Source organism: Natronococcus sp. A-GB1 (assembly GCF_029688845.1).
Classification (GTDB): domain Archaea; phylum Halobacteriota; class Halobacteria; order Halobacteriales; family Natrialbaceae; genus Natronococcus.
The window spans coordinates 118111-141653 of the sequence record NZ_JARUKW010000012.1; the positions used below are offsets into that span (position 1 = coordinate 118111).

Sequence of the window (23543 nt, forward strand, 5' to 3'; positions counted from 1 at the left end):
CGCGCTTGCGGACGCTACGGCATGCACGACGACCCTCGATCCGCTCGAGAGGAGCGGACGATCTCGCGGTGGACGCGCTCGCAGGCGGCCGCGATCCGGCGCAGCGAGGAGACGCTCGCGCCGGTCGTCTACCCGCCTGCCGAAGATATCGATCCGGACCTGCACATCTGGGACACCTGGCTCCTGCGAAACCGCGACGGAACGATCGCCGAGATCGACGGCTACCGCGTGATCTTCTCGCTGACGGCGCCGGCCGACCTCCTGCCGGGCAAACGCCACGACGTGGCGACGATCCGGTACTTTTACTCGAGGGACGGCCGCGAGTGGACCTGTGGCGGCCCCGTCTTCGAGGAGAGCGCGGAGCAACGCTCCGCGGGCAGCCGAACGGAGTCCGGCGACAGCGTCCCGTTCGGCTCGCGCCAGTGGGCCGGCTCGGCGCTGTACGATCGCCGCGGGGGCGCGGCGGACGACGAGGACGGTCGACTGTACCTCTACTACACCGCCTCGGGAACCCGCGGCGAGAGCGACCTCACCTACACCCAGCGCCTCGCCGTCGGGTCGGGGGGGACCGTCGAAACCGACGACGACGGCCTCGAGATTTCGGGTCCGTTCAACCACGAGATCCTGCTCGAGCCCGACGGCACCGAGTACGAGCGCGAGGAGCAGTCCCGGGGAATGATCTACACCTTCCGCGACCCCTGGTTCTTCGAGGATCCGCAGACGGGCGAGACCTGCCTGCTGTTCGAGGCGAACACGCCGGTTCCCGACCCCGAACTCGAGAGCGAGCGGTACGACGCCGATCCCGAACACCTCGATTTCAACGGCAGCGTCGGGATCGCCGTCTCGCCGTCCGGCGATCCGACCGAGTGGGAACTCGAGTCGCCGATTCTCGAGGGCGTCGGGACGAACCAGGAACTCGAGCGTCCGCATCTGGTCGTCCAGAACGGGCGGTACTACCTCTTCCTCTCGAGTCACGAGCACACCTTCGCCGAGGGACTCGAGGGGTACGACGCGCTGTACGGCTTCGTGGCGGACTCGCTGCGGGGCGAGTACGTCCCGCTAAACGAGTCGGGGCTCGTGCTCACCAATCCGGAGAGCGCGCCGTTTCAGACCTATTCCTGGCTGGCCTACCCCCACCGCGAGGAGATCCTCGTCAGCAGCTTCTTCAACTACTACGACCTGCGCGGGCTCTCGCTCGACGACGTCGCACACCTGCCCGACGACGAACAGCAGCGCCGGTTCGGCGGCACCCTCGCGCCGACGGTTCGGCTGGGCGTCGACGGGACCGAGACGCGGGTGCTCGGCGCCCTGGACCACGGCCACCTGCCGCTGCCCCGCGAGGACCTCCCCACGTTGCTCTCCTCCTACCGAGGCGGGGACGGCGGCGGCGAGTACTAGCGCTCTCGACCGACCGGGCGTTCTGCCCCCCACTCACGCTCGCGTTCGGCCCCGACGTTCGGCCAGGCTGACCCCATTTTCCACACCTCGAGATCCTCGAAGACGGCCCGTCCCTCGGCGGCGTACAGCGAAATACCGTCGCTGTCGGGTCGGGTTGGGAAGATCCGCGTCGTCAGGCAGTGGCGTTCGTTGGCGAACACCTCGAGGACCGAGCCGTCGACGAACAGCCGCAGCGACAGACCCTCATCGACCGGCGTGACGGGCATCGAGATCGGCTCGCTCGAGGCCCGGTGGTCGGTCGTCGACGCCGACCGGTCGACGACGAGGTCGCTCTCGCGGGTGTACCGCAGCAGGGTCTCCTCCTCGCCGTCGGGCGATCCCCGCACGACGAGCCCGCATTCGTCGGCGTCGTCGAGTCGGATCTCGGCCCGGAGCTCGAACGACCGACTCCTGATCGGTAGCTCGCGGCGTTCGTCCGCGAGAGCAGGGGAACCGTCGTAGCCGCACTTCTCCCGAAGCGCGGTTAGCTCGGCCGCAGGGCGCTGTCGAAGCCGACCCGCTTCGTCGAGGGCGATCTCGCGGGGCAGCGAGAGGGTGCCCGACCAGCCCGCGTCCCACTGGGCTTCGGGACTGCGGTCGGGTTTGATCCACCCCCACGTGAGCCAGCGACCGTCGTCGTCGCGCAGCGACTGGGGCGCGTAGAACGCGCCGTGATCGAGCAGCCCCGCCCGCTCGACCTCGAGCGAGCCGTCGGCGTACTCGCCGAGGTAGTACCGGACCTCCTCGTAGTTCGAGACGTGCAATAGCCGCTTCTCGCCGAGATCGAGCAGCTCCGGACATTCCCAGATGACACCGTCCGTATCGGGATCGCCCGAGAGGATCGGCCCCTCGTAGGTCCAGTCGGTGAAGTTGTCGTCCGCGCTGGTATAGAGCAGGGCTGTCCCGCCCCCGCCCTCGATGCCGGAGCCGATGAGATGGTGCCAGACGCCGTCCTCGAGCCAGACGTTGTGATCACGAAACTCCGCGCGCCAGTGTTCGCTCGAGCGAAGCGGCGGCTCGACCGGCACCGACTTGATGACCGGATTTTCGGGCGATTTCTCCCAGCCCGTCAGCTCGTCGTCCGTCGCGGTCGCCAGACAGGGGAGCTGGACGTCCTCCCGGCCCCCGGTGTAGAGAATTTTTGGCGTCCCGTCGACGTCGACCGCACAGCCCGACCAGCAGCCGTCGCGATCGGGGCCGTCCGGCGAGGGCGTCAGCGCCACCGGCCGATCCTCCCAGGTGACCAGATCGTCGCTGACCGCGTGCCCCCAGTGGATCGTGCCGTGGTGGGGGCCGCCCGGGTTGTACTGGTAGAAAGCGTGGTACGTGCCGTTCCACTTGATCAGCCCGTTGGGATCGTTGAGCCAGTTTCCGGGCGGCGAGACGTGGTACCGGGGTCGGTGGTGGTCGTCGGCCAGTCGGTCGCGGTCGGCCGACAGCGCGGGGGTCCCCCGAGGATCGTGCTCGAGGAGGTGATCCCTCCCGCCGAGCACCGCAAGGAGGTTCCGGAGCAGGCGGTCCCGGTTGCGAGCGGTCTCCTCGGAAGCGGAACCGTCGAACCGAAGCCCGGTTCCCAGGCCGGCGACGTCGCCGTCACCGATCCGCCAGCCGAGCAGCGCGGTCTCGTGGGGGCGTTCCCCGTCGGTCCGGAGCGTGCTCGCGAGGACGGCACCTCGATGTGGGAGGATCCCCTCGTAGCGTGCGAACGGCCGTTCGCCCTCCGGCGAGGCGGTCGGCACCCGCAGCCCATCGAGTCCATCGAAGACCGGGCGCTCGGCGCGCAGCGACTTCACGAGCAGTCCCCTGGTCCCCTCTTCCGTTCCGGCGGCGTCGGGGCCGACCGGATCGATCCCGAGCGCGGGGACGGCCTCGAGCGCCCGCAGGGACAGCAAGAGCCCGCCGCCGTCCACGAGGAAGGCCTCGAGCGCGTCGCTTGCGTCCCTGGCGACGGCGTCGTCGGCCGGCTCGGCGCGGTGCCACCAGAGGACGTCGTACCCCGCGAGACGGGTGCCACCTTCGGCGACGGCCGCGAGTGAGATCGTCTCGACGTCGACCCCGGCCGCCGCACACCACTCGAGGGCGGCGCGCTGTTCCGGCGAGGGCTCGCCGGCGACCAGGAATCCGACGGTCTCCGCTGGTTCGCTCATCTACTCCCAACGCGGCGTCGGACGCTAATAGGCGTGCCGACGTGGGGTCGGACTTGGATCGATGCTCCGGAGCGAGCGGATTCGGCGAAAGCGGCCGAAGCGTCGGTCAGCTGTTCGGTCTCTGCCTGGAGGTTCAGGGGCGTACTATTTCATCGTGGCGCCCCTATAGCGGGTGCGATGTCCACAAACACCAGCAACGGTGGTTTCGGCGGCTCGTCGGCGAACAAGCTCAGTATCGTCTCGACAGTGATCGACGCGGGACTCGCGTTCGCCCGCGGGCGACCGAAGAGCGCACTGCTGTTGCTCGCTGCAGCCGCGCTCTCGACGCGGATCCCCGGGATCGGAACGGCGACCTCGATCCTGCTGCGCGTGATTCACCGGCTCCGGTAGCTCGAGGGCGACGTCCGACGACGGCAAAGCGATTTACCGCGCGCCGTAGGCGGGTACAGTATGCGACGGCGAACGCTGCTCGGTGGGCTCGCGACCGCATTCGGCGCCTTCGGCGCCCGAGAGGACGACATGCCGGCGTCGATCGAGCGCCGCGAGCAGCGCTGTGCGAGCGACGAGGACGACGCGGCGGCGGCTCGGCTCGACGGGGGCTCGCTCGTCCTCGAGGGGCTCATCCGAACGCCGACGCCCTGTCACGTCCTCGTCCTCGAGTCGGTTTCGTACGAGCGCGACACACTCGAGGTAACGATCGGCGTCGACGAACCGGACGGCTTCTGTGTACAGTGTCTCGGCGTCGTCGAGTACGTCCTCGAAATCGAACTCGACGGCCGAGAGCCCGACTGTGTCGCGGTGTTCCACGAGCGACGCGACGAGACCGTTCGGGTCGCTCGAGAGCGACCCGATGGAGGAACTGGACGGGAGTGAGGGGCGGCAGTTACTCCACCGCGGAAGATCGACTCGTATTCATCTGTCTATAGTATCGAAGTTCTGAGGGGCGACTCGACCGCATTAGCGTGTGTCGAACGAGGCAACCACATCACTCGTCGAATACGTCTCGACCAGGCTCTGTTCGCCAAAGTCGGAATCGTCGCTCCAGATTGCAGCATCGCTGGCGATCGCACACGCGAGATACAGCACATCGTCAGGGTCGGTGTCTCCAATTGCCGCTTCTGCCGTCTCGATAGCCGGATGGAAGTCGTCGGCAGGAACGCCCTCGATATACTGGAATAAGAGGTCGATGAACTGGGTTACGCGATCCGGATTCATTCCGGATTTCTCGACGATCAGATCCTCGTAGTTCTCGACTTCGTCGTGGACGAATTCGGGCGTCAGGAGATCCGGCTCGAGTGTGACGGGAAGTTCCCGCGTTTTCGAGTCGGCGATGAGTGCGGAGATGACAACGTTGGCGTCGATGACCAGGTTCATCCGTCGAGTCTACGCCGACTCTTCGTCGATGCGCTTACGTCCACGCTCGTTGATCCTATCGGCGATTTCCTGAACGTCGCGCTCGGTAAGTTCGCTCTCGCCGGTGAGTTCGTCCATCATCTCGAGCGTCTCGACCTTCTCCTGGATGGCCTGTCGCGTGACCTCGCTCCAGTTGATTTCCGGATGGTTCTCCATGCGCGTTTTGAGGTCGTCGTCCACGTTGACCGTAATACTGGGCATACAGGCTTCTGTGGGTACACAGAATACTGTGCTTTTCGGTTAGTTCACGGTCTTGCACGAGCGACGCGACGTGACGGTTCGGGTCGCTCGAGAGCGACCCGATGGACGAACCGAGTGAAACAGCCGTTTCATTTTGAAGAAGGGCTTTATCTGTACTTGCCAGATATCGGCCATGAACAGACGAACGGTCCTCGCCGGCGTCGGCACCGCACTCGGGCTATCCGCCAGCGGTTGTCTCTTGCCGCCGACTTCGCCGCACAGCCCGCGTTCTCCACTCCGATTCGCTCGAAACGTTGCGTCACGATCACGAGCCCCGACCCGGAGACGATCGCAACGAACGAAACCCGGACGACGCCAGGCAGTCCGCCGCCACGGTTCTTCGAGATCCACGTCGTCTCGAGCATCATTCCCGGCAGCATAGCGCCGCTCCAGACGATGTCCACCGTCAGTATCTCCGGACAGAAAGTATTTATTCCAGTGTGTTATTTCATGAAACGGCCGGTGGAATACTGCCTCTGACAGGCATCGCTCGTGAGTTTCCTCGGCCACTCCCCTCCCCCCATCGCTGCTCTTTCGAAGCGTCCGACCTCACGCCTCGAGCGACTGGAGCGTCGGTCGAGACGTCCGTATCGATCCGTGGTTCTGACGCGAGACATATCGGTCCGCAGTCGAACGGCGGCCCCTCTAGTATGTTTAGTCACAGCTCGGAACTTCTTATTACACCTGACTAATAAAAAGATTATTGTAACCACCCTAAGTAGAACCAGGTGGTCGGTGGGGGAGTTATTCGAACTACCCTAACGGTCAGAGGTCATGCCTTCACCTTCGATCCCACCGACCTCGCACCACGAACCAGATACGAACCACACGGAGCGAGTTGAAGCGGGACTTCACCTCGCGCGGTTTCTCGGCGCGTTCGGCCGCTACAGCTACGGCTGGAACGTTTTTCACACGGCTCACGGACAACGCCCGGAGACCGGAAAACGGCCCGGTCTCCGAGCGTCCTCTCGTGAGCGGGCGTGCGACGACGTTCAGTGGCCACTGGAGGCGTGGCTGAACCGACCCGGCTTGTCCTCGCCGTCCGTCCTCGCTCGAGTCGGATCTGACAACAGGGAGAGTCGAACGCGACCGCGCGATCTGCCCGCCGAACGACGTGGTTGTTACACCCGTAGTAACAACTCGAGTACTACGGTTGTATTCACGGACGCCTTATGTTACTTGATGGTGATGAAACGTGTATGGCGTCCAAAACCAGGGCTGCTGGAACGTGTACGAAGTGTGGAAACGTATTCGCAGTCCGGCAGTCGGACGGCGGAGCGATCGAGCCGATCGGCGTCCGCCAGTGTTCCTGCGGGGGGACGTCGTTCGAAGTGCTAGAGAGCGCACCGACTGATCCGTACGCAACGAACGAGTGAGCGGTTCCCGGTGCCGTCCCGTTTCGTCCGACCGCAACGCCACGCGAGGGCGTCGCCGGTTCGTCCGCTCCGACCGTTCGCCGTGTGCGCGTTCGATGCTTGCACCCGTGAGAGTCCTCCTCCGAGCACGTCTCGGTCCGCCTACCGGCTCACCACCGTGTGAAAACAGGTATCACTCCACACGACGTACCGAAGCCGATGCAATCCGAGTGTCGAACCTGTCGCTGGAACGGGGGCGCAAACGAACTCAACTGGCGGATTCGCGACGGGGATCCGAGGGTCGGGGGCGAACGAATCTGTCCCGAGTGTCGTGGTACCGACGTGGTCCTCACGAGGTGATTATCGTTCGGGACCGTCTGGTCGAGAGCGTCGCTGATCCGATCCGGGAATCGGTCGATTCCGATATCGTATTATATCAATAGCTCAACCGAGGAAACATGTATGACTTAACCGGCTTTCAGCGGGACCTTCTGTACGTCATCGAGGGCGAGGACGAGCCCCACGGGCTAGCGATCCAGGAAGAACTCGAGGAGTACTACGAGAAGGATATCCACCACGGGCGGCTGTACCCGAACCTCGACACGCTCGTCGACAAGGGACTCGTCGAGAAGGGGCAGGTCGACCGACGGACGAACTTCTACACCGTCACTCGACGGGGCAAGCGCGAACTCGAGGCGCGCCGAGAGTGGGAACAGCAGTACGTCGAGGAACTGCCCTCGGAGTCGTAGTCGGCGTCTTCTTTTCATCTCTTCGGACACCAGCGGCGAGTTCGTATCGAGCCAGTTTCCGCTTCTGTTCGGAGGGCGTAACCGAACGCACGGGGACTGTAACTAAGGGGGAAACGAGCGGACGACTCTACAATGACACGATCCGGGCCGAGAACGATCGGGATTCTGGCCGACCCGTACCTCAACGAGTGGCAGGTCCGCGCCCTCGAGCAGCTACGGACCGACCACGACGTGACGGTGTCGCTGGTCGTCACCAACGAGGAGAAAGCCGATGGCGACCCCGAGGCGTGGAACACGCGAAACCGAATCGGGCTGACGGACGCCCGACAGTTCGTCGACCTGCTCGAGCGCCAGCGGGCGTGGGCGCTCGTGCTTGCGGAGCGCAACCTCGCCAAGCTGATCGGCGAGGAGCGGCCGCTCTGGCGGCGTCGGTCGGTCGAGAACGTCGCTGTCCTTGCCGACGCCGATCACGTCCGGTGTGAGCCCGAAACCGACGGCGCCTGGTACGAGTTCCCGGACGACGTCGTCGACCGCGTCGCCGAGGAGTGTGACGCGCTGGTACTTTTCGGTTTCGGGCTCGTCCGTGGACCGATCCTCGAGGCACCCGAATTCGGCGTGTTGAGTTTCCATCCCGCCGACATTCGATCCTACCGAGGGATGGGGCCGCCGGCGGTGTTCCACGACGGGCGGGACCGGTGTGGCGCCACGCTCCAGCGGCTAAACGAGTCGATCGACGGCGGCGAGATCGTCGCCTACGACGACGTCTCGATCGACGACTGCGCCACGCTGTGGGACGTCTTCGACCGCGTCGTGAGCCGCCAGATCTCGCTGCTGAGCGAGGGCGTCGCCAATCTTCGGGATCCGACGTTCGAGCCGACGACCGTCCCCGAGGCCGAGCTGGGCGAGGTTTACTACCGAAAACTGCGCCACAGCCTCTCGTTTTCGGGTCGTATCCTGCTGAAGAACCTCGCCGGACGCGCCGAGCGACGGCTTCGGCGGGAGAGCGGGGCCGTCGAATCGCCGACCGGGTCGTCCCCGCCCGCCTCGAGCCCAGGTCGCCCGCGCTCTGGGGATTAGCCACGACACGACTCCGAAGCGTCGAACCCTGCAAGGATGCGGCTCAAGCGTGTGGCCCGTCCGAGTACGGACGACAGATGGATCCCCTCGAGCTCTCGCGTCAGCTCACGAACCGGGCCGTCCGAACCCCCCGGAAGCTCGGACAGGCACCGTACCGAACGCTCCAGCTCGCCGCGGCCGAACCGGGCGAGACACCGTACGACGTGGTCTACGAGGAGCCACCGGTTCGACTCCGACGGTACGATCCGGAGCGGCCGACCGACGCGACGCCGGTAGTGATCGCCTACGCGTTCATCAACGACCCCTCAATCCTCGATTTCTCGCCGCAACGAAGCGTCGTCGGCCGATTCCTCGAGCGGGGCGTTCCCGTCTACGTCGTCGACTGGGGGGATCCCTCGCGGATCGACCGCTCGCTCGGGCTCACAGACTATGTGACGCGGTTCCTCGCGAACTGCGTCGGCACCGTCCGCGAGCGGGAGGGGACCGAGTCGGTACACCTGCTGGGTTACTCGACGTCCGTCCCGCTCGTCGTCGCCTACGCTGCCCTGTTTCCGGATCGCGTCCGGACGCTCGTCCTCCAAGGACCGCCGATCGACTTCCGTGCCGGAGACGACCTGGAACTGTTTCGGACGCTCGCCGCCGGACACGATCACGAGCGGATCGCGAGCGTGTTCGACGCCGTTCCGACGCCGCTGCTCGAAATCGGGCTTGCGTGCCGGAAGCCGGTCGAGTACACCGTCACCGCGCCGCTTCGACTCTGGGACCGACTGGACGATCCCGCGTTCGTCGAGGGACAGGGTCGAAAACTCGAGTGGGTCGAGGGCGGCCCCGACATTCCGGCGCGACTCTACCGCGAGTTCGTCGGGGACCTGCTCCTCGAGAACCGGCTGATCGAAAACGAGCTCGAGCTCGGCGGTCGACGGATCGAGCTGTCGGCGATCGACGCGCCAACCCTGCTGGTCCTCGGCGAGGACGATAAGTTCGTCCCACGGGAGGCAAGCGTCCCGATCCTCGAGGCGATCGGGACCGACGAGGCCGAGATCGTCGAGCTCCCGACCGGCCACGTCGGGCTCTCCGTGGCGGACGTCGCCCACGATCGGGGGTGGCCCCGGGTCGCCGACTGGCTCGCAGAGCGAGGCTGAGATAGCCGCCGAGACCCCTTACGACGGCGTCAACCGATCCCACAGCGACTTCATCTCGGAGGCGGCCGCCAGCGTGTCGAGTTCGCCGTGAGTCGACTGCTCTTCGTCGTAGTTCGCCTCGAGGCGCTCTCTGACCGTCTCGTCGAGCCCGAGTTCGGTCGCGAGCATCGACAGCCCCTCGTAGGTCGTCATCTCGACCCGTTCGGTCATCAGCCCGATGTTGAGGTAGACGGTGTCGAGCAGGTCCTCGTCGTCGATCTGTTCCTCGAAACCCCGTCGCTGGGCGTCGATCGCGTCGAGGATCGGCGCCTCCCGGGTCTCCGCCCGGACGTCTAGCGCCTCGAAGACGGCCTCGAGTCGCTCGATCTGGGCTCGAGTCTCCTCGCGGTGGTCGGCGAAGCTCTGACGCAGCCGCCCGTTGTTCGCGCTCGTCGCCAGCTCGTCGAGGGTCTCGACGAGTTCCCGTTCGACGTAGTACTGCTGGCGGAGTTTGTAGACGAACAGCCCCTCGAGTGTGTCGATGCTCATACTACGTCAAAGCGCTCGCCCCCGAATAATCGCCGACCACGAACACGCAGGGTGGGTTGCAGTTACTCCGACTCGAACGTCGGAACGTCACCAGGCGTGTCGAAGTCGTGGTAGTGTTCGCCCTTTTCCGTGCTGAGTATGTCGAGGGCCGCCGCGCCACCGTCACCGGCGGCGATGACGGCCTGCCACTCCTCGGCGCGAACCATCGCGCCCGTCGCGTAGCAGTTCTCGACGCTCGTCTCCATGCTGAGATTGACGTCGACGGTGTCGTCGTCGAACTCGCAACCGATCTCCTCGGCGATCGATCGGTCGGCACCGGTCGCGAGCACGACGTACGTCGCCTCGTACTCGCTGTCGGCGGTCTCGATTCGGAACCCGTCGTCGGTTTCCTCGACGTCGGTCACCTCCTCGGTCATATGGAGGTCAGCACCCCGATCCTGAACCTGGCCCCGGGTAACCGACATGAACTCGCTACCGCTGATGCTGCGGATTCCCGGGTAGTTGAACAGGTGGGCCTTGTGCATCCACGTCTCGTCGGTGTCGAAGACCGCCGTCTCGAGGCCGTTTTTCGCGGTGAAAAGCGCCGCACTCAGTCCGGCTGTACCGCCGCCAACGATGGCTACGTCTGGCATGGCCGGTCCTTCCACGGAGAGCCAGTAAACGGTTGTGTAAGGGGCGGTGCGTTCCGATATCAGTAGCCGATCCCCTCGACGCCGATCCGGGCCGGCTCGGGGGCGGGATCGCTCGAGACGGCAACCTCTCCGCGCTTCTCGCGATCGCCCTCGGTTCCATCGGCGAGAACGATCCCTCCCTCGACCAGTAGCGGCGCGAGCACACCGGCGACGACGGTTCCAGGATTTGACAGCGGCGCCCGGACGACGACTCGATCGTCGGCCTCGAGGTCGTGTTTCTCGACGACCCCGCGGGCCGCCTCGAGGGCCTCGCCATGAGTGAGCGTTCGCTCCCCGTCGGTCACCAGCGCCGTCTCCGGATCGACCGAAAGCGGGGGGAAGGAGGGGTTCTCGCTCCAGAGTCCGGCGTCGAAGTGGTGGACCCCTGGCTCGTCGGGCTTGTCGCCGTAGTAGACCCGCTGAGCGCCGGGCGGCAGCTCGTAGGCGCCGCCCTCGTCGGTCGGCGCGACGAGGGCCCGGAACCGCTCGTCGTCGGCGAGCTCGGTCGGCGGATCGAACCGCGTGGTCCCCTCGAGCAGGGTTGTGCCGAAGAAGGCGAGCAGCGAGAGGGGACCCTCGCCGACGACGCCCACGGTGACGCCCTCGCGGACGCCCGAGTGACGAAGGAAGTTGCCGGCCTTCCACGAGGAGGTACAGAGCCAGTGGCGGTCGTACTCGCGCCCGGTCGCGTCGACCAGCGCCGTTCGGTCGCCGCGTCGCTCTCGCGCGAGCAGGTCGTCGACTGTCGCGGCGTTCATACTCTCGAGTGGGGGCCGACCCCAAAAAAGCGCGCCGACTCGCTGGCGTCGGTCATCAGTCGTCGGCCGCCTCCGCCGGCTGCTCGAGGTCGGTCCCGATCAGGTCGAGAAACGCCGCGAGCCACTCGGGGTGGTCGGGCCAGGCCTGGGCGGTCACGAGGTTGCCGTCCCGCGCGACGCCCTCCTCCCACTCCGCGCCGGCCTGACGTATATCGGCCTCGAGCGCGGGGTAGGCTGTACAGGTCCGGCCCTCGAGGACGTCCGCCGCTGCGAGTATCTGGAGCCCGTGGCACAGCGAAGCGACGGGTTTCTCTTCCTCGAAGAAGTGCCGGACCGTCTCGAGAACCTCGTCGTAGGTCCGGAGGTACTCGGGCGCGCGGCCGCCGGGGACGACGAGCGCGTCGTAGTTGCTCGGCTCGATCGCGTCGAACTCGTGGGTCAGCTCGAAATTATGTCCCGGCTTCTCGGTGTAGGTCTGATCGCCCTCGAAGTCGTGGATCGCCGTCGAACACTGGTCGCCCGCGTCCTTCTCGGGACAGACCGCGTGGACGTCGTGGCCGACCGCCTGTAGCGCCTGGAACGGGACCATCACCTCGTAGTCCTCGACGAAGTCACCCGCCAGCAAGAGTATCTGTTCGGACATGGCGTCCGTGCACACACCACGGAGGAGCAAAACTCGTACCGACGATTGTGGCGACAGTCAGGGGAAGCGACTCGTTTGTCGTTCGGATTCAGCTAGAACGCTCGCTTGATCTTCTCGAAGAAGCCCTCGTTGACCTCGATCTCGTCGCCGCCGGCCTCGGCGAACGCCTCGAGGGCCTCGCGTTGCTCCTCGTTGAGCGAGTCGGGGGTGACGATCTGGACCTTGACGTAGAGATCGCCGTGGCCGCGGCCGCGCAAGCGGGGCATTCCCTTCCCCTGCAGGCGGAACGTCTCCCCGCTCTGGGTCCCCTCGGGGACGTCGAACTCGACGCTGCCGTCAAGCGTCGGCACCTGGACCGTGTCGCCGAACGTCGCCTGCGGGAACGAAATCGGGAGTCGGTGGCGAAGGTCGTCACCCTCGCGCTCGAAGTCCTCGTGCTCGGCGACCGCGACGTCGATCAGCAGGTCACCGCGCGGACCGCCCTCGGGACTGGGGGACCCCTCCCGTTCCATCCGGAGTGTCTGACCGCTCTGGATTCCGGCCGGTACCTCGACGGTCAGGGTCGCCTCGCCGCGGACGTACCCCTCGCCGCGACAGTCACTACAGGTCTCGGAGTACAGCGTTCCCTCCCCCTCACAGCGCGGGCAGGCGGTCGTCTGCTGGACGCGACCCAGCGGCGTCTGCTGGACCTGCGTCACCTGGCCCCGTCCCTGACACTCGTGACAGGTCTGGGCATCGGCACTCGGCGGGTGACCCTCGCCATCACAGGTGTCACAAGCCTCGGGTCGCTCGACAGTGAACTGTTTCTCGACGCCCTCGTAGGCCTCCTCGAGCGTGATCTCGAGTTCGGTTCGCAGGTCGCGACCCTTGCGCGGGCGCTGGCGACCACGACCGCCGCCGCCGCCGAAGACCTGCTCGAAGATGTCACCGAGACCGCCGCCACCCATCCCGCCGCCCATGCCGCCGAACGGGTCGCCGCCCATCCCGCCCGCGCCGCCGCCGGCGTCGTAGCCGTGTTTTTCGGCCTGCTCGTAGCGGTCGTGACCCATCCGGTCGTAGGCCTCTCGCTTCTCCTCGTCGGTCAGCACCTGCTTCGCCTTCTGGATCTTTTTGAACTTCTCCTCGGCGTCGGGGTCGTCGCTGACGTCCGGGTGGTACTCCGTGGCCTTCTCCCGGTAGGCGCTTTTGATCTCGTCGGCGGACGCGTCGCGACTCACGCCGAGAACGTCGTAGAAATCCTCACTCATTCGTTGTGGGCCGTACTCGGTTGAGACACTTGAAACGACCGTTCCCTTGGCTACCGGGTGTGCTGACGAACTGCGCCGATCACGACCCTCGGGTGTGTCGCTTGGGCGTCGGCCTCGAGACGGCGCGCTGGTACAGCCGTCACGCGGTCTCCCGCTGTCGGGTCGCCTCGTTCGACCGTCGTTGTGGTCACCAGCACAAATTGAAGAGTGCGGACGAATGAGGACTCGTCCTGTCAGTTTTCGTCTTCGTTATCGCCGCCGTCTTCAACGTCCTCGAAGTCGGCGTCGACGTACTCCTCGCTGTCGTCACCGGCGGCAGCACCACCGGGGCCGGCAGCGCCGCCCATATCGCCCATCCCGCCGGGGCCGGCACCGGCTGCACCGCCAGCGGCGCCGCCGGGACCGCCAGCAGCACCGCCGGCGCCCGCCGCGCCGGCCTGTTGCTGGTACATCTGCTTGCCGATCTCCTGCAGTTCGGTGCTGAGCGTCTGGGTCGCGTCCTCGAGGTCCTCGGCGTCGGCCTCGTCGTCGTCGACCGTCTCCTCCAGGTCCTCGATCGCCGCCTCGATGTCGGCGCGAATGTCGTCGTCGATCTGGTCGTCGTTCTCCTCGAGGAGCTTCTCGGCGCGCTGGATCGTCGCCTCGGCCTCGTTACGAGCCTCGATGCGCTGGCGCCGCTTCTCGTCTTCTTCCGCGTGTTGCTCGGCCTCCTGTTGCATCTCCTCGATCTCGTCGTCGGAGAGGCCGACGCCCCCTTCGATGGTGATCTCCTCGCTCTCGCCGGAGCCCTGGTCCTCGGCGGAGACGTTGACGATCCCGTTCTCGTCGAGCGAGAACGTGACCTCGATCTGGGGCGTTCCGGCCGGGGCCGGCGGAATGCCGGTGAGGTGGAACTCGCCGAGCAGTTCGTTCTCCTCGGCGATCTCGCGTTCGCCTTGGAATACCCGGACCTGCACGGAGGTCTGGTTGTCCGCCGCGGTGGTGAACACCTTCGACTCCTCGGTCGGAATTGTCGTGTTCTTCTCGATCAGGCGCTCGAAGAGCCCGCCCTTGACCTCGATCCCCAGCGACAGCGGGGTGACGTCGAGCAACACGATGTCGTCGACGTCACCCGAGAGCACGCCACCCTGAATCGCCGCGCCCAGCGCGACGGCCTCGTCGGGGTTGACGTTCTTCTGGGGCTCCTGGCCGGTGAGCTCCTCGACTTTCTCGCTGACCTGAGGCATCCGGGTCGAGCCACCCACGAGGAGAACTTCGTCGATGTCTCCTTCGTCGTAGCCGGCGTCCTCGAGGGCCTGCTCGGTCGGTTCGACGGTGCGCTCGATGAGGTCCTCGGTGAGGCTCTCGAACTTCGCGCGGGTCAGCGAGTCCTCGAGGTGGACGGGGCCGTCGTCGGTCGCGGTGATAAACGGCAGGTTGATGTCCGTCTCCTTTCGGCTGCTGAGTTCGATCTTGGCCTCCTCGGCCGCGTCTTTCAGCCGCTGGAGGGCCTGGCGGTCCTCGCGGAGGTCGATCCCGTGTTCGGCCTCGAACTCCTCGGCGAGGTGGTCGATGATCGCCTCGTCCCAGTCGTCGCCACCGAGGTCGTTGTCCCCGTTGGTCGCGACGACCTCGTAGACGCCCCCGCCGAGGTCGAGGATGGAGACGTCGAACGTGCCGCCACCGAGGTCGTAGACGAGGACGGTCTGGTCGGACTCGTCGTCGAGACCGTAGGCCATCGACGCCGCGGTCGGCTCGTTGACGATACGCTCGACGTCGAAGCCGGCGATCTCGCCGGCGTCCTTGGTCGCCTGGCGCTGCTTGTCGTTGAAGTACGCCGGTACCGTGATGACGGCCTTCTCGATGTCATCGCCGAGGTACTCCTCGGCGTCGTGTTTGATCTTCTGGAGGATCATCGCCGAGATCTCCTCGGGCGTGTACTCCTCGTCGTCTACCTCGACGGTGTAGTCCTCCTCGCCCATGTGGCGCTTGATCGACTGGATCGTCCGGTCGGGGTTCTGGACGGCCTGGTTCTTGGCCGGCTTGCCGACGAGTCGCTCGTCGTCGTTGAACGCGACGATCGACGGCGTCGTCCGTTCGCCTTCGCCGTTGGCGATAATCTCCGGATCGCCTCCCTCCATGACCGCGAACGCGCTGTTCGTGGTACCGAGGTCGATACCGAGAATCTTGTTGCTCGTCATTACGAGACGGGTAATGCTCACTTTGGTTTAAAGCTTATCACAGCGAGCGAGCGCACTTTGGATTATAGTAGATGCGGTAAGAAGAGCGCTCTCGAGCCGGATATCGCCTCTGAGACGAGGTTCCGGACCCAGTTGCGGGTCCGCCTTCGAACGATCCGACTCGGTGTACGCCACGTGGGTACTGCACGGGCTGGTGTCCGGTCGCCGAAGGGTGCCGAGTACACGGTACGAGCAACTCACTCGGGACTCCGATCCGCCGTCCGCAAACCTATAAAACATATTACCATCCGGGAGCGGAATTGGATATGGACGATGCGCTACTCGGTGCACACCTGCGTGCGATTCGGGCCGCGATAATCGCTGTCGCACTGGCTCTGTTAGCCATTTCGGTCTCTGTCGGAACTGTCGGACCGGTTTGGATGATATTTGGGGCCACGGCTATCGGTTTCATCGTGTACGCTGTGGCACCCTCTTCGTTTACCACGGGTGACGACACGTGAGCAGGTCTTCGTCGGTTCGTCCAGCGTCGGTTCGCGGAGCGGATAGCGCAGCCGTGCTCCGTGCTACTACCACGAAAACAATTCCCAGGTGTATGCTGAGGTCGGTTTCGCAGACAGAACGGGTACGCTGCTTAGGAACTACTCCGCCGTGTCCTCGTCTCCGGCGGCCTCGAGTTCGCCGTTTGACACCGTCACCTGGGCGTTCTGGATGACCTTCTCGCCCATCTCGTAGCCCGGTGTGTAGACGTCGGCGATGGTCCCTTCGGGCTGGTCGCTGTCGACCTGCATCATGACCTCGTGGCGCTGGGGGTCGGCCTCGGTTCCGGGCTCGGGGTCGATCTCGGAGACGTTCTCGTCGGCGAGCACGCGGTCGAACTCCCGCATCGTCATCTCGACGCCCTCCCGTAGGCTCTCGACGTCGTCGCTGTCCTCCTCGAGTGCCCGCTTGAGGTTGTCCCGGACGCCGACGAGTCGCTCGACCAGATCCTCGGTCGCCCGATCCTTGATCTGTTGCTGGCGCTTTTTGGCGCGCTTCTTGTAGTTCTGGAAGTCGGCCTGCTTGCGCTTGAGGCGGCTCTCGAGGTCCTCGATCTCTGCTTCGGCCTCCTCGAGCTCCGCGCGGAGCTGCTCGACGGTCTCCTCATCGATTTCGGTCTCGTCGCCGGTCACATCCGTCTCCGGCTCGGTCGTTTCCGCGTCCGATTCGTCACCCGCGTCGGTCTCGACGCCGTCGCCGTCGTCGGGTCGATCCTCGGACGGGACACCCTGGGCTGACGCGTCCGTGCCCTCGTCTTCGCTCATGATCGGGTCAACGGCCAGCGGCGGTAAAAGGGTTGAGATCCGGACTCGACGGGGTTCGATCCGACGATATATGTGCCCGCCGACCGCAGTGTTCGGCGTGACACCGACGGTCGAAGAGGGGGCCATCGAGCTCCGGTACGAGGACGGAACCGTCCGCCTCGAGAGACTGACTCCGGAACTCGTGTCGGCGCTACGAGAGCGCGTTCCGGAGCTCGAGTCGGATCCCAGATCGGGCGGGCGACGCGTTCCTGCCCTACGGTACGCGCCGCTTCGGACGGCGCTGGCGCTCGAGGACGTACCTGTCCGGGATCGAGTGCTCGAAACCGACCCCCTCTCGGAACTTCGCTCGGCCTACGAACTCCGCGAGTACCAGCAGGAGGCGCTGTCGGCCTGGCTCGAGACCGACCGCTGGGCGGGCCTCGAACCCGACGGAACGCTCCCCGTCGACCGCGCCCCCGCGGGCGTCCTCGAGCTCCCCACCGGCAGCGGGAAGACCGTCATCGCGCTGAAGGCGATCGAACGCCTCGCGACCCCGACGCTCGTCGTCGTTCCGACGATCGATCTGCTCGAGCAGTGGCAACGGGAGCTCGAACGCGAGTTCGATCTCGAGATCGGGCGCTTCGGCGGGGGCGAACAACGAATCGGACCGATCACCGTCTCGACGTACGACTCGGCCTACCTCAAAGCCGACTCCGTCGGGAATCGGTTCGGGCTGGTGGTCTTCGACGAGGTTCACCACCTCGGCGGCGAGGGCTACCGCGAGATCGCCCGGCTGCTCGCAGCGCCCGCGCGGCTGGGGCTGACCGCGACCTTCGAGCGACCCGACGGCGCCCACGAGGTCATCGAGGACGTCGTCGGCCCCCTGGCGTTCCGGATCTCGCCGGACGAACTGGCGGGCGACCACCTCGCACCGTACGACGTGAAACGGCTCGAGGTCTCACTGACCCCCGAGGAGCGCGAGGAATACGATCGCAACCAGGAGGTGTTCGCGAACTACCTCGCGACGTCGAACATCCAGTTCTCGAGCGGCTCGGACTACCAGGAGCTCGTCAAGCGATCCGGCTCGGATCCCGCAGCTCGCGAGGCGCTGCTCGCGCGCCAGCGCGCTCGCGAGATTACCTACGGCAGCGAGGCGAAGATCGACGCGCTCGAGGGGATCCTCGAGGATCACCGTGGCGAGCGGATCATCGTCTTCACGGCGTTCAACGAGCTCGCGTACGACGTCAGCGAGCGGTTTCTGATCCCGACGATTACCCACCAGACCGGCGCCGCCGAGCGACGGGAGATCTTAGAGCGGTTTCGCGAGGGGACGTACACGCGCATCGCGACCTCGAACGTGCTCGACGAGGGTGTCGACGTCCCCGACGCCAACGTCGCGGTCGTCCTCTCGGGCAGCGGCAGCGAGCGGGAGTTCACCCAACGGCTCGGACGAATTCTGCGGCCGAAAGAAGACGGCGGACGGGCGCTGCTGTACGAGGTCGTCGCGAGCGAGACCGCCGAGGAGCGGACCTCGAGGCGCCGGCGGGAGTGAGATAAGGCTAGCGGAAGCCCACGACTTCAGTCCTGGGTCCAAGCGGTAGGCAGGACTTCACAAACTACGCACGTCACTCGGCTTGTGATTCCCCCGTTACTCCGACTCGTCGGCAACCCACCATACGACAGCTCGAGCGCCATCGCGTCGACGAACGCCACCAGCTGATCCAGCTCGACGGAGGAGCTGGTAAGAAACCTGACCTCCTCGAGGGTCGCATATACACCTCTGTCAGCGGATACCACACCGAACTGGTATCGACGAAGTCGTAGGTACCGCTGACGACTCGACGCGGCTCACGAAGAAACGTGAGAGCCCCGTCGATAAGTCGTTCCCGTGCAGTGGCGTTCGCTTCGTGTCAGCGACCATTGACGATGGCGACGCTGACCAACGCAGCACAGTTTTTCAAACTGCGTATGAGTACTGATCGTATGCAACGGGCCGCGGCGCTAGGTAACCGTCTCGTTGAGACGTCGTATTCGTTCGCCAGCGGTCGTATGGTGGGCCTCGCGACGGCTACGTTCGTCGTGTTTCTCACGGTTATCCTCCCGGAGGAAGCCAGCAGAAACGCGGCGTACTTCGGTGACGCCCCCACTCCGGACGGATCGTTCATCTACTCCGCGTCGGATCTCTACGACATGGCGAACGCCTACGGCGAAGACGGAAGGCGGTACTACATCCGTTCCCGGTTCACCTTCGACGTCGTCTGGCCGCTTGCCTACGGCTGGTTTCTCTGGGCCGGCATCGCCTATTTCGGGCAAGCGGCGGAACGTCCCCAGGTCAGATACACGGTGTTGCTCCCGATACTGGCGGTACTGCTGGATTTCATGGAGAACACGTCGGCGTCGATCGTGATGGCGCTCTATCCTGATCGGGCCCCCGTCCTCGCACATCTGGTGCCGGTGTTTACGTTCGCGAAGTGGGTCGTGATTGGGTTGAGCTTCACCGCGTTTGGAGCGCTAGTGCTCATCTGGCTTGGAAAGCGGATACCGCAAACCGGTGAATAGACTGCTTTCTGTACTAACACGATCTACAGTAGCCACTGAAAGTCAGTGCGAACCCGATCGTACGACGGCTGTGCGATCGGTGTGCAAACCGTTTCGGTTGTTACTATAGCAGTGACTTCCTCACCACCCTACTCGCTCACCGCTGACGCGGTTCGCTCCTTGAGGGGTAGCGTGAGACCTTCGGTCTCACGGACCATGCGAACGGGCGCGGAGCGCCCGTGAGCAGATGGGGCTTCCTGCTTCGATGACGTTGTCAGACTGCGTCTGACAGCCTGTCGAGGTTCCCTCGACAAACGCGCTTTGCAGACACCGAATCGGTGTCCGTAGGGAGCGTAGTCTTCACAGGCGTTGACGAATCGCTCCGCGATTCGTTCGCACGCCAGAAATCGAAGATTTCTGGGGACGTTGATTCGGGACGGCCCGTCCCTACTTGCTCAAGACCGCGAGAAAGAAGGTTCCACGACGCATTCGCGTCTCTGTCTGCCCCGAACCCGCACGACGGATACGAATGCTCGCGTACCCACAACGGTTTGTCCGTCTCGACGGCACATGACGCGCACTCTTTGGTCGTTCCTCGGGGGTCCACGGCAACGAAGTGCGTCCCTCCCCGTTCGCACTTGTATTCGAGCAGTCGCAGGAACGTCCCCCACGAGGCCCCGGCTCGGTTCCGAGAGTTGCCCGGTAGTTCGACCAGTCCCTTCGCGTCCAAGTTCTCGACTGCGACAAGGTCGTACTCGCGGGTGTAGTACGCCGAGAGTTTGTGCAAGAAATCACGTCGCTTGCGCTTCAGGTCGGCGTGGCGTCGAGCGACTGTCTTGCGTTGTTCCTCCCAGTTGTTCGAGCCGTGTTCCTTCCGCGAGAGGTTACGTTGGGCGCGTTCCAACCGCTCGCGTTCGTCGGAAAGGTCTGGCGACTCGACGGCTGTTCCGTCGCTGTGTGGACGTATTTCAGGATTCCCACGTCGATGCCAACCGCGTCAGTCACCTCGTCGGGCTTCTCGGATGGGTCGTCAGGGGTTTCGACGCCGAGGATGGCGTACCACTTGCCGGTAGGTTCGCGTTTGACCGTGACGGTCTTGATGATGGCGCCGTCGGGCAGGTCTCGGTGGAACTTGATAGGAATGTCACCAATCTCCGAGAGCCACAGACGGTATGTCGCCTGCCCGGTCCAACGTTCGCTTTCAAATCTCGAGTTGGCTACATCATGTGGAGAGATTCCCACGTGACGGCGCGTCTCCACGGCCTGAAGGCCGTGGTATTGCGCCCGTTCAGCGTATAATCCACCACCCGATAGAGAGCTCGAGGCAGACATGCTGCAGACAAGGCGCGAGTCTTGCAACTGCTCAGCCAACCCGACCGTGCTTGATTCCTCGATACAGTCACGTACACCATATTCTGATAACCGAGGGGTATTTGATGGATTAGTGGCTAACACGGACTAAATCGATCATATGATCGGATATGAACTGGGGATCGTCCTCGCCGTTGGTATCTTTACTGCAGCCGTATGCGGCGTGGGAACACTGCCTTTCTTTTTTGTAGATGAAATCAGTGACCGGCTGACGGTCGTCCTGTGGGGGTTTGCGGGTGGTGTCATGCTGTTTGCGTCGCTTTTCGGATTCATTTTCGAGGGACTTGAAGAGGGAACTCTCGTGGAAGTTAGTGTCGGACTCCTCGTTGGAATCGGAGTCGTGGTTGTTGCTGATCGGGTAATTACGGGCTACGAGTTCGCCCCGCGAGAGATGGCTCAAGCGGACTTCAAAAAACTCGTGTTGATTGTCGGCGTGCTAACCGTTCACAGCTTCCCCGAAGGGGTTGCACTGGGGGTCGCTTTCGCTGACCTCGGTATCGAAGGCGACCTCGTGCTTGGTGGACTCGTTGTGCCGTCTCTTGCGGTGTTTATTACGGTTGCAATCTCAGTCCAGAACATTCCCGAGGGGCTTGCGGTTGCGATCCCGTTGAAAACGTTCGGCGTTCCGAACTGGCACATCTTTGGCTGGGCGGTCTTTTCGAGCCTTCCACAGCCACTCGGTGCTGGTATCGCTTACATCTTCGTCGTGTGGGCACGAGAATTTCTTCCCTACGGCTTCGGATTTGCTGCTGGTGCAATGATCTATCTCGTCTTACACGACATCTTTCCGGATGCACTTGATCACGGTCACGGAGCCGGGTTGGCAAACGGTGGTCGTAGAGAGTTATTTCTCGGCATCGTTATCGGTGTCGCACTCATGGCACCCATCCTGTTGCTTACAGAGTGAGAGACAAACAAACCGACAGTGGAAGACTCAGCTGCTTTCGCTACCGTATGAAACCCCACACTCAGTAGTTCGTCGGGTTATGTGTGTTGGTATTCGAACTCGTCGCGTCAAATAACTACGTGCAGCCGCTGACCGAACCGCCATGGTTGCGTCGACTATCCGGGAACCGCAGGTCTTCACGAAGGGAGTCCGATCCGTCGCTGCGGCGGGAGTACGGACGCCGTCAGGGTTCACCGTGTTTCGTTTCGACTACTCACCCGGATGTGCGATTGTTGTGAGGAGCGCGTTCTCGGCCTGGCGCGAGTCGAGGCGAGTGTGCTGGCAGACGACCGGAACGTCCGACTCGAGCACGCTCGCGAAATCTTCGCCTTTCGGCACCGCCTCCGGACCGTCGAGGTCGTTGAACCGGAAGTGGCGGGTCCGTTCTGCAGGGACGGTGAGTTCGTAGGGACCGACAGGATCGCGGTCGGTGAAGTACAGCGTGAGTTCGATCGTCGCTTCTTGGTCGTTGGTGTTGAGGACGCAGACGGTTTCGTGGCTGGTCATCTCGGGAACGGGGCCGGTGCTCTCCTCGGGGATGTACCCCTCCGGGATCGACCAGGTGTGATTGCCGATCATCGAGTGCATCGACGGCCGTGGCGCGGATAATGCACTGGCTTGTAGCATCAGGCGCCAGACGTCGCATCGTGCGGAGAACGCTCGCGGTCGTTTCGAGGGAGTCGCCTACAGCATCAAGTCATCCGTCGCCGAAGGTGGTGTATGATAGACGGTTCGACGATTGCGCCGGCGCGGATCGTTCGCCGATGAGCCCGGCTGCCGGAAGTCTCGACGGCGCGCTCGTCGTGCTGGTGCCGCTGTTCGCGCTCGTCCTCGCGGCTGTTCACCTGTTCGCCGGGCGGCTTCGCGTCCTCGAGGTCGTCCCACGGAGCCGGTGGCTGTCCGTCGCGGGCGGCGTCTCGGTCGCCTACGTCTTCGTCCACCTCCTTCCCGAGATCGGTGGCGCGGCGGCGGCCATCGACGAGGCCGACTCTCCCCTCACGGCGGTCGACAACCACGTCTACATCATCGCGCTGCTGGGCTTTGTCACCTTCTACGGACTCGAGCGCTTCGCGAGGGAGACGCGGGCCGCTCCGGACGACTTGGAGGCTGGTCCGCCGACGCCCTCGGATCGAGCGTTCTGGCTCCACACGGCCTCGTTCGCAGCATATAACGCCCTCGTCGGCTACCTCCTCGTCCATCAGGAGGCTCCGGACGTCACGGGGACGACCTTCTTCGTCGTTGCGATGGCGCTGCATTTTGTGGTGAACGATATCGGCCTCCGGGAACACCACGGCGAGGTCTACCACCGCTACGGCCGGTGGCTGCTCGCAGGCGCCGTCGTCTTCGGCGTCGTAGTCGGGTATGCCGTCACTGTCACCGAACTGTTCGTCAACGTCCTGTTCGCGTTTCTCGCGGGCGGAATTATCCTCAACGCGATCAAAGAGGAGCTGCCGGCCGAACGTCAGAGCCGGTTCTGGGCGTTCGCAACGGGCGCGGCGGTCTATACAGTCTTGCTGCTCGTTGCGTAGTCTCCGTCGATGAGCTTCCGGCAACTCCGACCGCCATTGCTTTCGGTGTCTCAAAACAGGTCATTCGGACGAAAAATCGTCGCGAAAGTGTTTAAACCTCGCCAAAATCTGCGCAAAGTCGATAACTATATCAGGGCTCGGTATGCCATCTCACCACATATGTTCGGCTTACCGACTGACACAGCTCTCGTCCTGCTTGCGATGATCCTTCTGCCGGTTGTGACGCTCGTGCTGTACTGGATCGACCTGACGACCAATGACGGCTACGTCTCGATTCTAGGGAGGCGATAGG

23 protein-coding genes and 1 pseudogene are annotated in these 23543 nt (G+C 64.4%); 12 read left to right on the forward strand and 12 right to left on the reverse strand.

What is annotated here, in order from left to right:
* Positions 1–21 precede the first annotated feature (21 nt).
* Positions 22–1398: a glycoside hydrolase family 68 protein gene (locus QA600_RS14880; RefSeq protein WP_278292735.1), complete on the forward strand. Its 1377-nt coding sequence runs from the start codon at positions 22–24 to the stop codon at positions 1396–1398.
* On the opposite strand, the gene QA600_RS14885 is transcribed toward QA600_RS14880, so the two are convergent.
* Positions 1395–3584: a GH32 C-terminal domain-containing protein gene (locus QA600_RS14885; protein WP_278292736.1), complete on the reverse strand. Its 2190-nt coding sequence runs from the start codon at positions 3582–3584 to the stop codon at positions 1395–1397. The two genes, QA600_RS14880 and QA600_RS14885, sit on opposite strands and share 4 nt — an antisense overlap.
* Before the next feature lie 177 nt (positions 3585–3761).
* On the opposite strand from QA600_RS14885, the gene QA600_RS14890 reads away from it, so the two are divergent.
* Complete coding sequence (locus QA600_RS14890; RefSeq protein WP_278292737.1) at positions 3762–3974, forward strand: hypothetical protein; 213 nt, start codon at positions 3762–3764, stop codon at positions 3972–3974.
* Between the two features lie 60 nt (positions 3975–4034).
* On the forward strand, positions 4035–4457 hold the full coding sequence (locus QA600_RS14895) for a hypothetical protein (protein ID WP_278292738.1): 423 nt from the start codon (positions 4035–4037) through the stop codon (positions 4455–4457).
* An 84-nt stretch (positions 4458–4541) separates the two neighbouring features.
* Here the strand turns inward: QA600_RS14895 and QA600_RS14900 are convergent, their stop codons facing one another.
* The gene (locus QA600_RS14900) at positions 4542–4958 is read right to left on the reverse strand and encodes a PIN domain-containing protein (RefSeq protein WP_278292739.1); all 417 of its coding nucleotides are present in this window, start codon (positions 4956–4958) and stop codon (positions 4542–4544) included.
* Between the two features lie 9 nt (positions 4959–4967).
* The gene (locus tag QA600_RS14905; protein WP_049892393.1) at positions 4968–5198 is read right to left on the reverse strand and encodes a hypothetical protein; all 231 of its coding nucleotides are present in this window, start codon (positions 5196–5198) and stop codon (positions 4968–4970) included.
* 114 nt (positions 5199–5312) lie between these two features.
* Here QA600_RS14905 and QA600_RS14910 point away from each other — a divergent pair, with 114 nt between their 5' ends.
* The 4 genes from QA600_RS14910 to QA600_RS14925 all read left to right on the forward strand — a co-directional run bounded on the left by QA600_RS14910 (position 5313) and on the right by QA600_RS14925 (position 9560).
* Positions 5313–5717, forward strand: a complete 405-nt coding sequence (locus tag QA600_RS14910; RefSeq protein ID WP_278292740.1) for a hypothetical protein — start codon at positions 5313–5315, stop codon at positions 5715–5717.
* Between the two features lie 1333 nt (positions 5718–7050).
* Entirely contained in the window at positions 7051–7341 is a 291-nt protein-coding gene (locus tag QA600_RS14915) for a PadR family transcriptional regulator (RefSeq protein WP_278292741.1), read from the forward strand.
* 132 nt (positions 7342–7473) lie between these two features.
* Positions 7474–8418 (forward strand): formyltransferase family protein, encoded by a 945-nt coding sequence (locus QA600_RS14920; RefSeq protein WP_278292742.1) that lies wholly within the window; start codon positions 7474–7476, stop codon positions 8416–8418.
* A gap of 77 nt (positions 8419–8495) precedes the next feature.
* Positions 8496–9560 (forward strand): alpha/beta fold hydrolase, encoded by a 1065-nt coding sequence (locus QA600_RS14925; protein WP_278292743.1) that lies wholly within the window; start codon positions 8496–8498, stop codon positions 9558–9560.
* Positions 9561–9578: 18 nt separating this feature from the next.
* On the opposite strand, the gene QA600_RS14930 is transcribed toward QA600_RS14925, so the two are convergent.
* The 7 genes from QA600_RS14930 to QA600_RS14960 form a co-directional block, all read right to left on the reverse strand.
* On the reverse strand, positions 9579–10088 hold the full coding sequence (locus tag QA600_RS14930; protein ID WP_278292744.1) for a DUF892 family protein: 510 nt from the start codon (positions 10086–10088) through the stop codon (positions 9579–9581).
* A gap of 62 nt (positions 10089–10150) precedes the next feature.
* A complete protein-coding gene (locus QA600_RS14935) occupies positions 10151–10720 on the reverse strand; it encodes an FAD-dependent oxidoreductase (protein WP_278292745.1) in 570 nt (189 codons plus the stop codon).
* A gap of 59 nt (positions 10721–10779) precedes the next feature.
* Positions 10780–11517 carry a hypothetical protein gene (locus QA600_RS14940; RefSeq protein ID WP_278292746.1) on the reverse strand — a complete coding sequence of 246 codons (738 nt, stop codon included), beginning with the start codon at positions 11515–11517 and terminating at the stop codon, positions 10780–10782.
* A gap of 55 nt (positions 11518–11572) precedes the next feature.
* Positions 11573–12160 carry a DJ-1/PfpI family protein gene (locus QA600_RS14945; RefSeq protein ID WP_278292747.1) on the reverse strand — a complete coding sequence of 196 codons (588 nt, stop codon included), beginning with the start codon at positions 12158–12160 and terminating at the stop codon, positions 11573–11575.
* 92 nt (positions 12161–12252) lie between these two features.
* Positions 12253–13407, reverse strand: a complete 1155-nt coding sequence (gene dnaJ / locus QA600_RS14950; RefSeq protein WP_278292748.1) for a molecular chaperone DnaJ — start codon at positions 13405–13407, stop codon at positions 12253–12255.
* Between the two features lie 233 nt (positions 13408–13640).
* Positions 13641–15587, reverse strand: coding sequence for a molecular chaperone DnaK (gene dnaK / locus QA600_RS14955; protein WP_278292749.1), 1947 nt, complete (start codon positions 15585–15587; stop codon positions 13641–13643).
* Positions 15588–16225: 638 nt separating this feature from the next.
* Positions 16226–16888 carry a nucleotide exchange factor GrpE gene (locus QA600_RS14960; RefSeq protein WP_278292750.1) on the reverse strand — a complete coding sequence of 221 codons (663 nt, stop codon included), beginning with the start codon at positions 16886–16888 and terminating at the stop codon, positions 16226–16228.
* Between the two features lie 70 nt (positions 16889–16958).
* Between QA600_RS14960 and QA600_RS14965 the strand changes: the two genes are divergently transcribed.
* The gene (locus QA600_RS14965) at positions 16959–18419 is read left to right on the forward strand and encodes a DEAD/DEAH box helicase family protein (protein ID WP_278292751.1); all 1461 of its coding nucleotides are present in this window, start codon (positions 16959–16961) and stop codon (positions 18417–18419) included.
* 431 nt (positions 18420–18850) lie between these two features.
* Complete coding sequence (locus QA600_RS14970; RefSeq protein WP_278292752.1) at positions 18851–19426, forward strand: hypothetical protein; 576 nt, start codon at positions 18851–18853, stop codon at positions 19424–19426.
* Positions 19427–19679: 253 nt separating this feature from the next.
* Here the strand turns inward: QA600_RS14970 and QA600_RS14975 are convergent.
* Positions 19680–20572 (reverse strand): annotated as a pseudogene (locus tag QA600_RS14975) (transposase); the annotation flags it as partial.
* A gap of 304 nt (positions 20573–20876) precedes the next feature.
* Between QA600_RS14975 and QA600_RS14980 the strand changes: the two are divergent.
* Positions 20877–21683: a ZIP family metal transporter gene (locus QA600_RS14980; RefSeq protein WP_278292753.1), complete on the forward strand. Its 807-nt coding sequence runs from the start codon at positions 20877–20879 to the stop codon at positions 21681–21683.
* Between the two features lie 249 nt (positions 21684–21932).
* Here QA600_RS14980 and QA600_RS14985 read toward each other — a convergent pair whose 3' ends face one another.
* Entirely contained in the window at positions 21933–22301 is a 369-nt protein-coding gene (locus tag QA600_RS14985) for a sensory rhodopsin transducer (RefSeq protein ID WP_278292754.1), read from the reverse strand.
* 185 nt (positions 22302–22486) lie between these two features.
* Between QA600_RS14985 and QA600_RS14990 the strand changes: the two genes are divergently transcribed.
* Both QA600_RS14990 and QA600_RS14995 read left to right on the forward strand, forming a co-directional pair.
* Positions 22487–23251, forward strand: coding sequence for a hypothetical protein (locus tag QA600_RS14990; protein WP_278292755.1), 765 nt, complete (start codon positions 22487–22489; stop codon positions 23249–23251).
* Between the two features lie 159 nt (positions 23252–23410).
* Positions 23411–23542, forward strand: coding sequence for a hypothetical protein (locus QA600_RS14995; RefSeq protein WP_278292756.1), 132 nt, complete (start codon positions 23411–23413; stop codon positions 23540–23542).
* The last annotated feature ends 1 nt before the right edge of the window (position 23543 follow it).

Bases quoted from the DNA above. Each gene is read 5' to 3' on its own strand.
- QA600_RS14895 (WP_278292738.1), top strand. From the start codon at position 4,035: ATGCGACGGCGAACGCTGCTCGGTGGGCTCGCGACCGCATTCGGCGCC.
- QA600_RS14945 (WP_278292747.1), bottom strand. From the start codon at position 12,160: ATGTCCGAACAGATACTCTTGCTGGCGGGTGACTTCGTCGAGGACTAC.
- QA600_RS14900 (WP_278292739.1), bottom strand. From the start codon at position 4,958: ATGAACCTGGTCATCGACGCCAACGTTGTCATCTCCGCACTCATCGCC.
- QA600_RS14915 (WP_278292741.1), top strand. From the start codon at position 7,051: ATGTATGACTTAACCGGCTTTCAGCGGGACCTTCTGTACGTCATCGAG.
- QA600_RS14995 (WP_278292756.1), top strand. From the start codon at position 23,411: ATGTTCGGCTTACCGACTGACACAGCTCTCGTCCTGCTTGCGATGATC.
- QA600_RS14980 (WP_278292753.1), top strand. From the start codon at position 20,877: ATGATCGGATATGAACTGGGGATCGTCCTCGCCGTTGGTATCTTTACT.
- dnaK (WP_278292749.1), bottom strand. From the start codon at position 15,587: ATGACGAGCAACAAGATTCTCGGTATCGACCTCGGTACCACGAACAGC.
- QA600_RS14985 (WP_278292754.1), bottom strand. From the start codon at position 22,301: ATGATCGGCAATCACACCTGGTCGATCCCGGAGGGGTACATCCCCGAG.
- QA600_RS14940 (WP_278292746.1), bottom strand. From the start codon at position 11,517: ATGAACGCCGCGACAGTCGACGACCTGCTCGCGCGAGAGCGACGCGGC.
- QA600_RS14890 (WP_278292737.1), top strand. From the start codon at position 3,762: ATGTCCACAAACACCAGCAACGGTGGTTTCGGCGGCTCGTCGGCGAAC.
- QA600_RS14965 (WP_278292751.1), top strand. From the start codon at position 16,959: ATGTGCCCGCCGACCGCAGTGTTCGGCGTGACACCGACGGTCGAAGAG.
- QA600_RS14930 (WP_278292744.1), bottom strand. From the start codon at position 10,088: ATGAGCATCGACACACTCGAGGGGCTGTTCGTCTACAAACTCCGCCAG.
- QA600_RS14925 (WP_278292743.1), top strand. From the start codon at position 8,496: ATGGATCCCCTCGAGCTCTCGCGTCAGCTCACGAACCGGGCCGTCCGA.
- QA600_RS14970 (WP_278292752.1), top strand. From the start codon at position 18,851: ATGCAACGGGCCGCGGCGCTAGGTAACCGTCTCGTTGAGACGTCGTAT.
- QA600_RS14920 (WP_278292742.1), top strand. From the start codon at position 7,474: ATGACACGATCCGGGCCGAGAACGATCGGGATTCTGGCCGACCCGTAC.
- QA600_RS14880 (WP_278292735.1), top strand. From the start codon at position 22: ATGCACGACGACCCTCGATCCGCTCGAGAGGAGCGGACGATCTCGCGG.
- QA600_RS14990 (WP_278292755.1), top strand. From the start codon at position 22,487: ATGAGCCCGGCTGCCGGAAGTCTCGACGGCGCGCTCGTCGTGCTGGTG.
- QA600_RS14885 (WP_278292736.1), bottom strand. From the start codon at position 3,584: ATGAGCGAACCAGCGGAGACCGTCGGATTCCTGGTCGCCGGCGAGCCC.
- QA600_RS14905 (WP_049892393.1), bottom strand. From the start codon at position 5,198: ATGCCCAGTATTACGGTCAACGTGGACGACGACCTCAAAACGCGCATG.
- QA600_RS14935 (WP_278292745.1), bottom strand. From the start codon at position 10,720: ATGCCAGACGTAGCCATCGTTGGCGGCGGTACAGCCGGACTGAGTGCG.
- QA600_RS14960 (WP_278292750.1), bottom strand. From the start codon at position 16,888: ATGAGCGAAGACGAGGGCACGGACGCGTCAGCCCAGGGTGTCCCGTCC.
- dnaJ (WP_278292748.1), bottom strand. From the start codon at position 13,407: ATGAGTGAGGATTTCTACGACGTTCTCGGCGTGAGTCGCGACGCGTCC.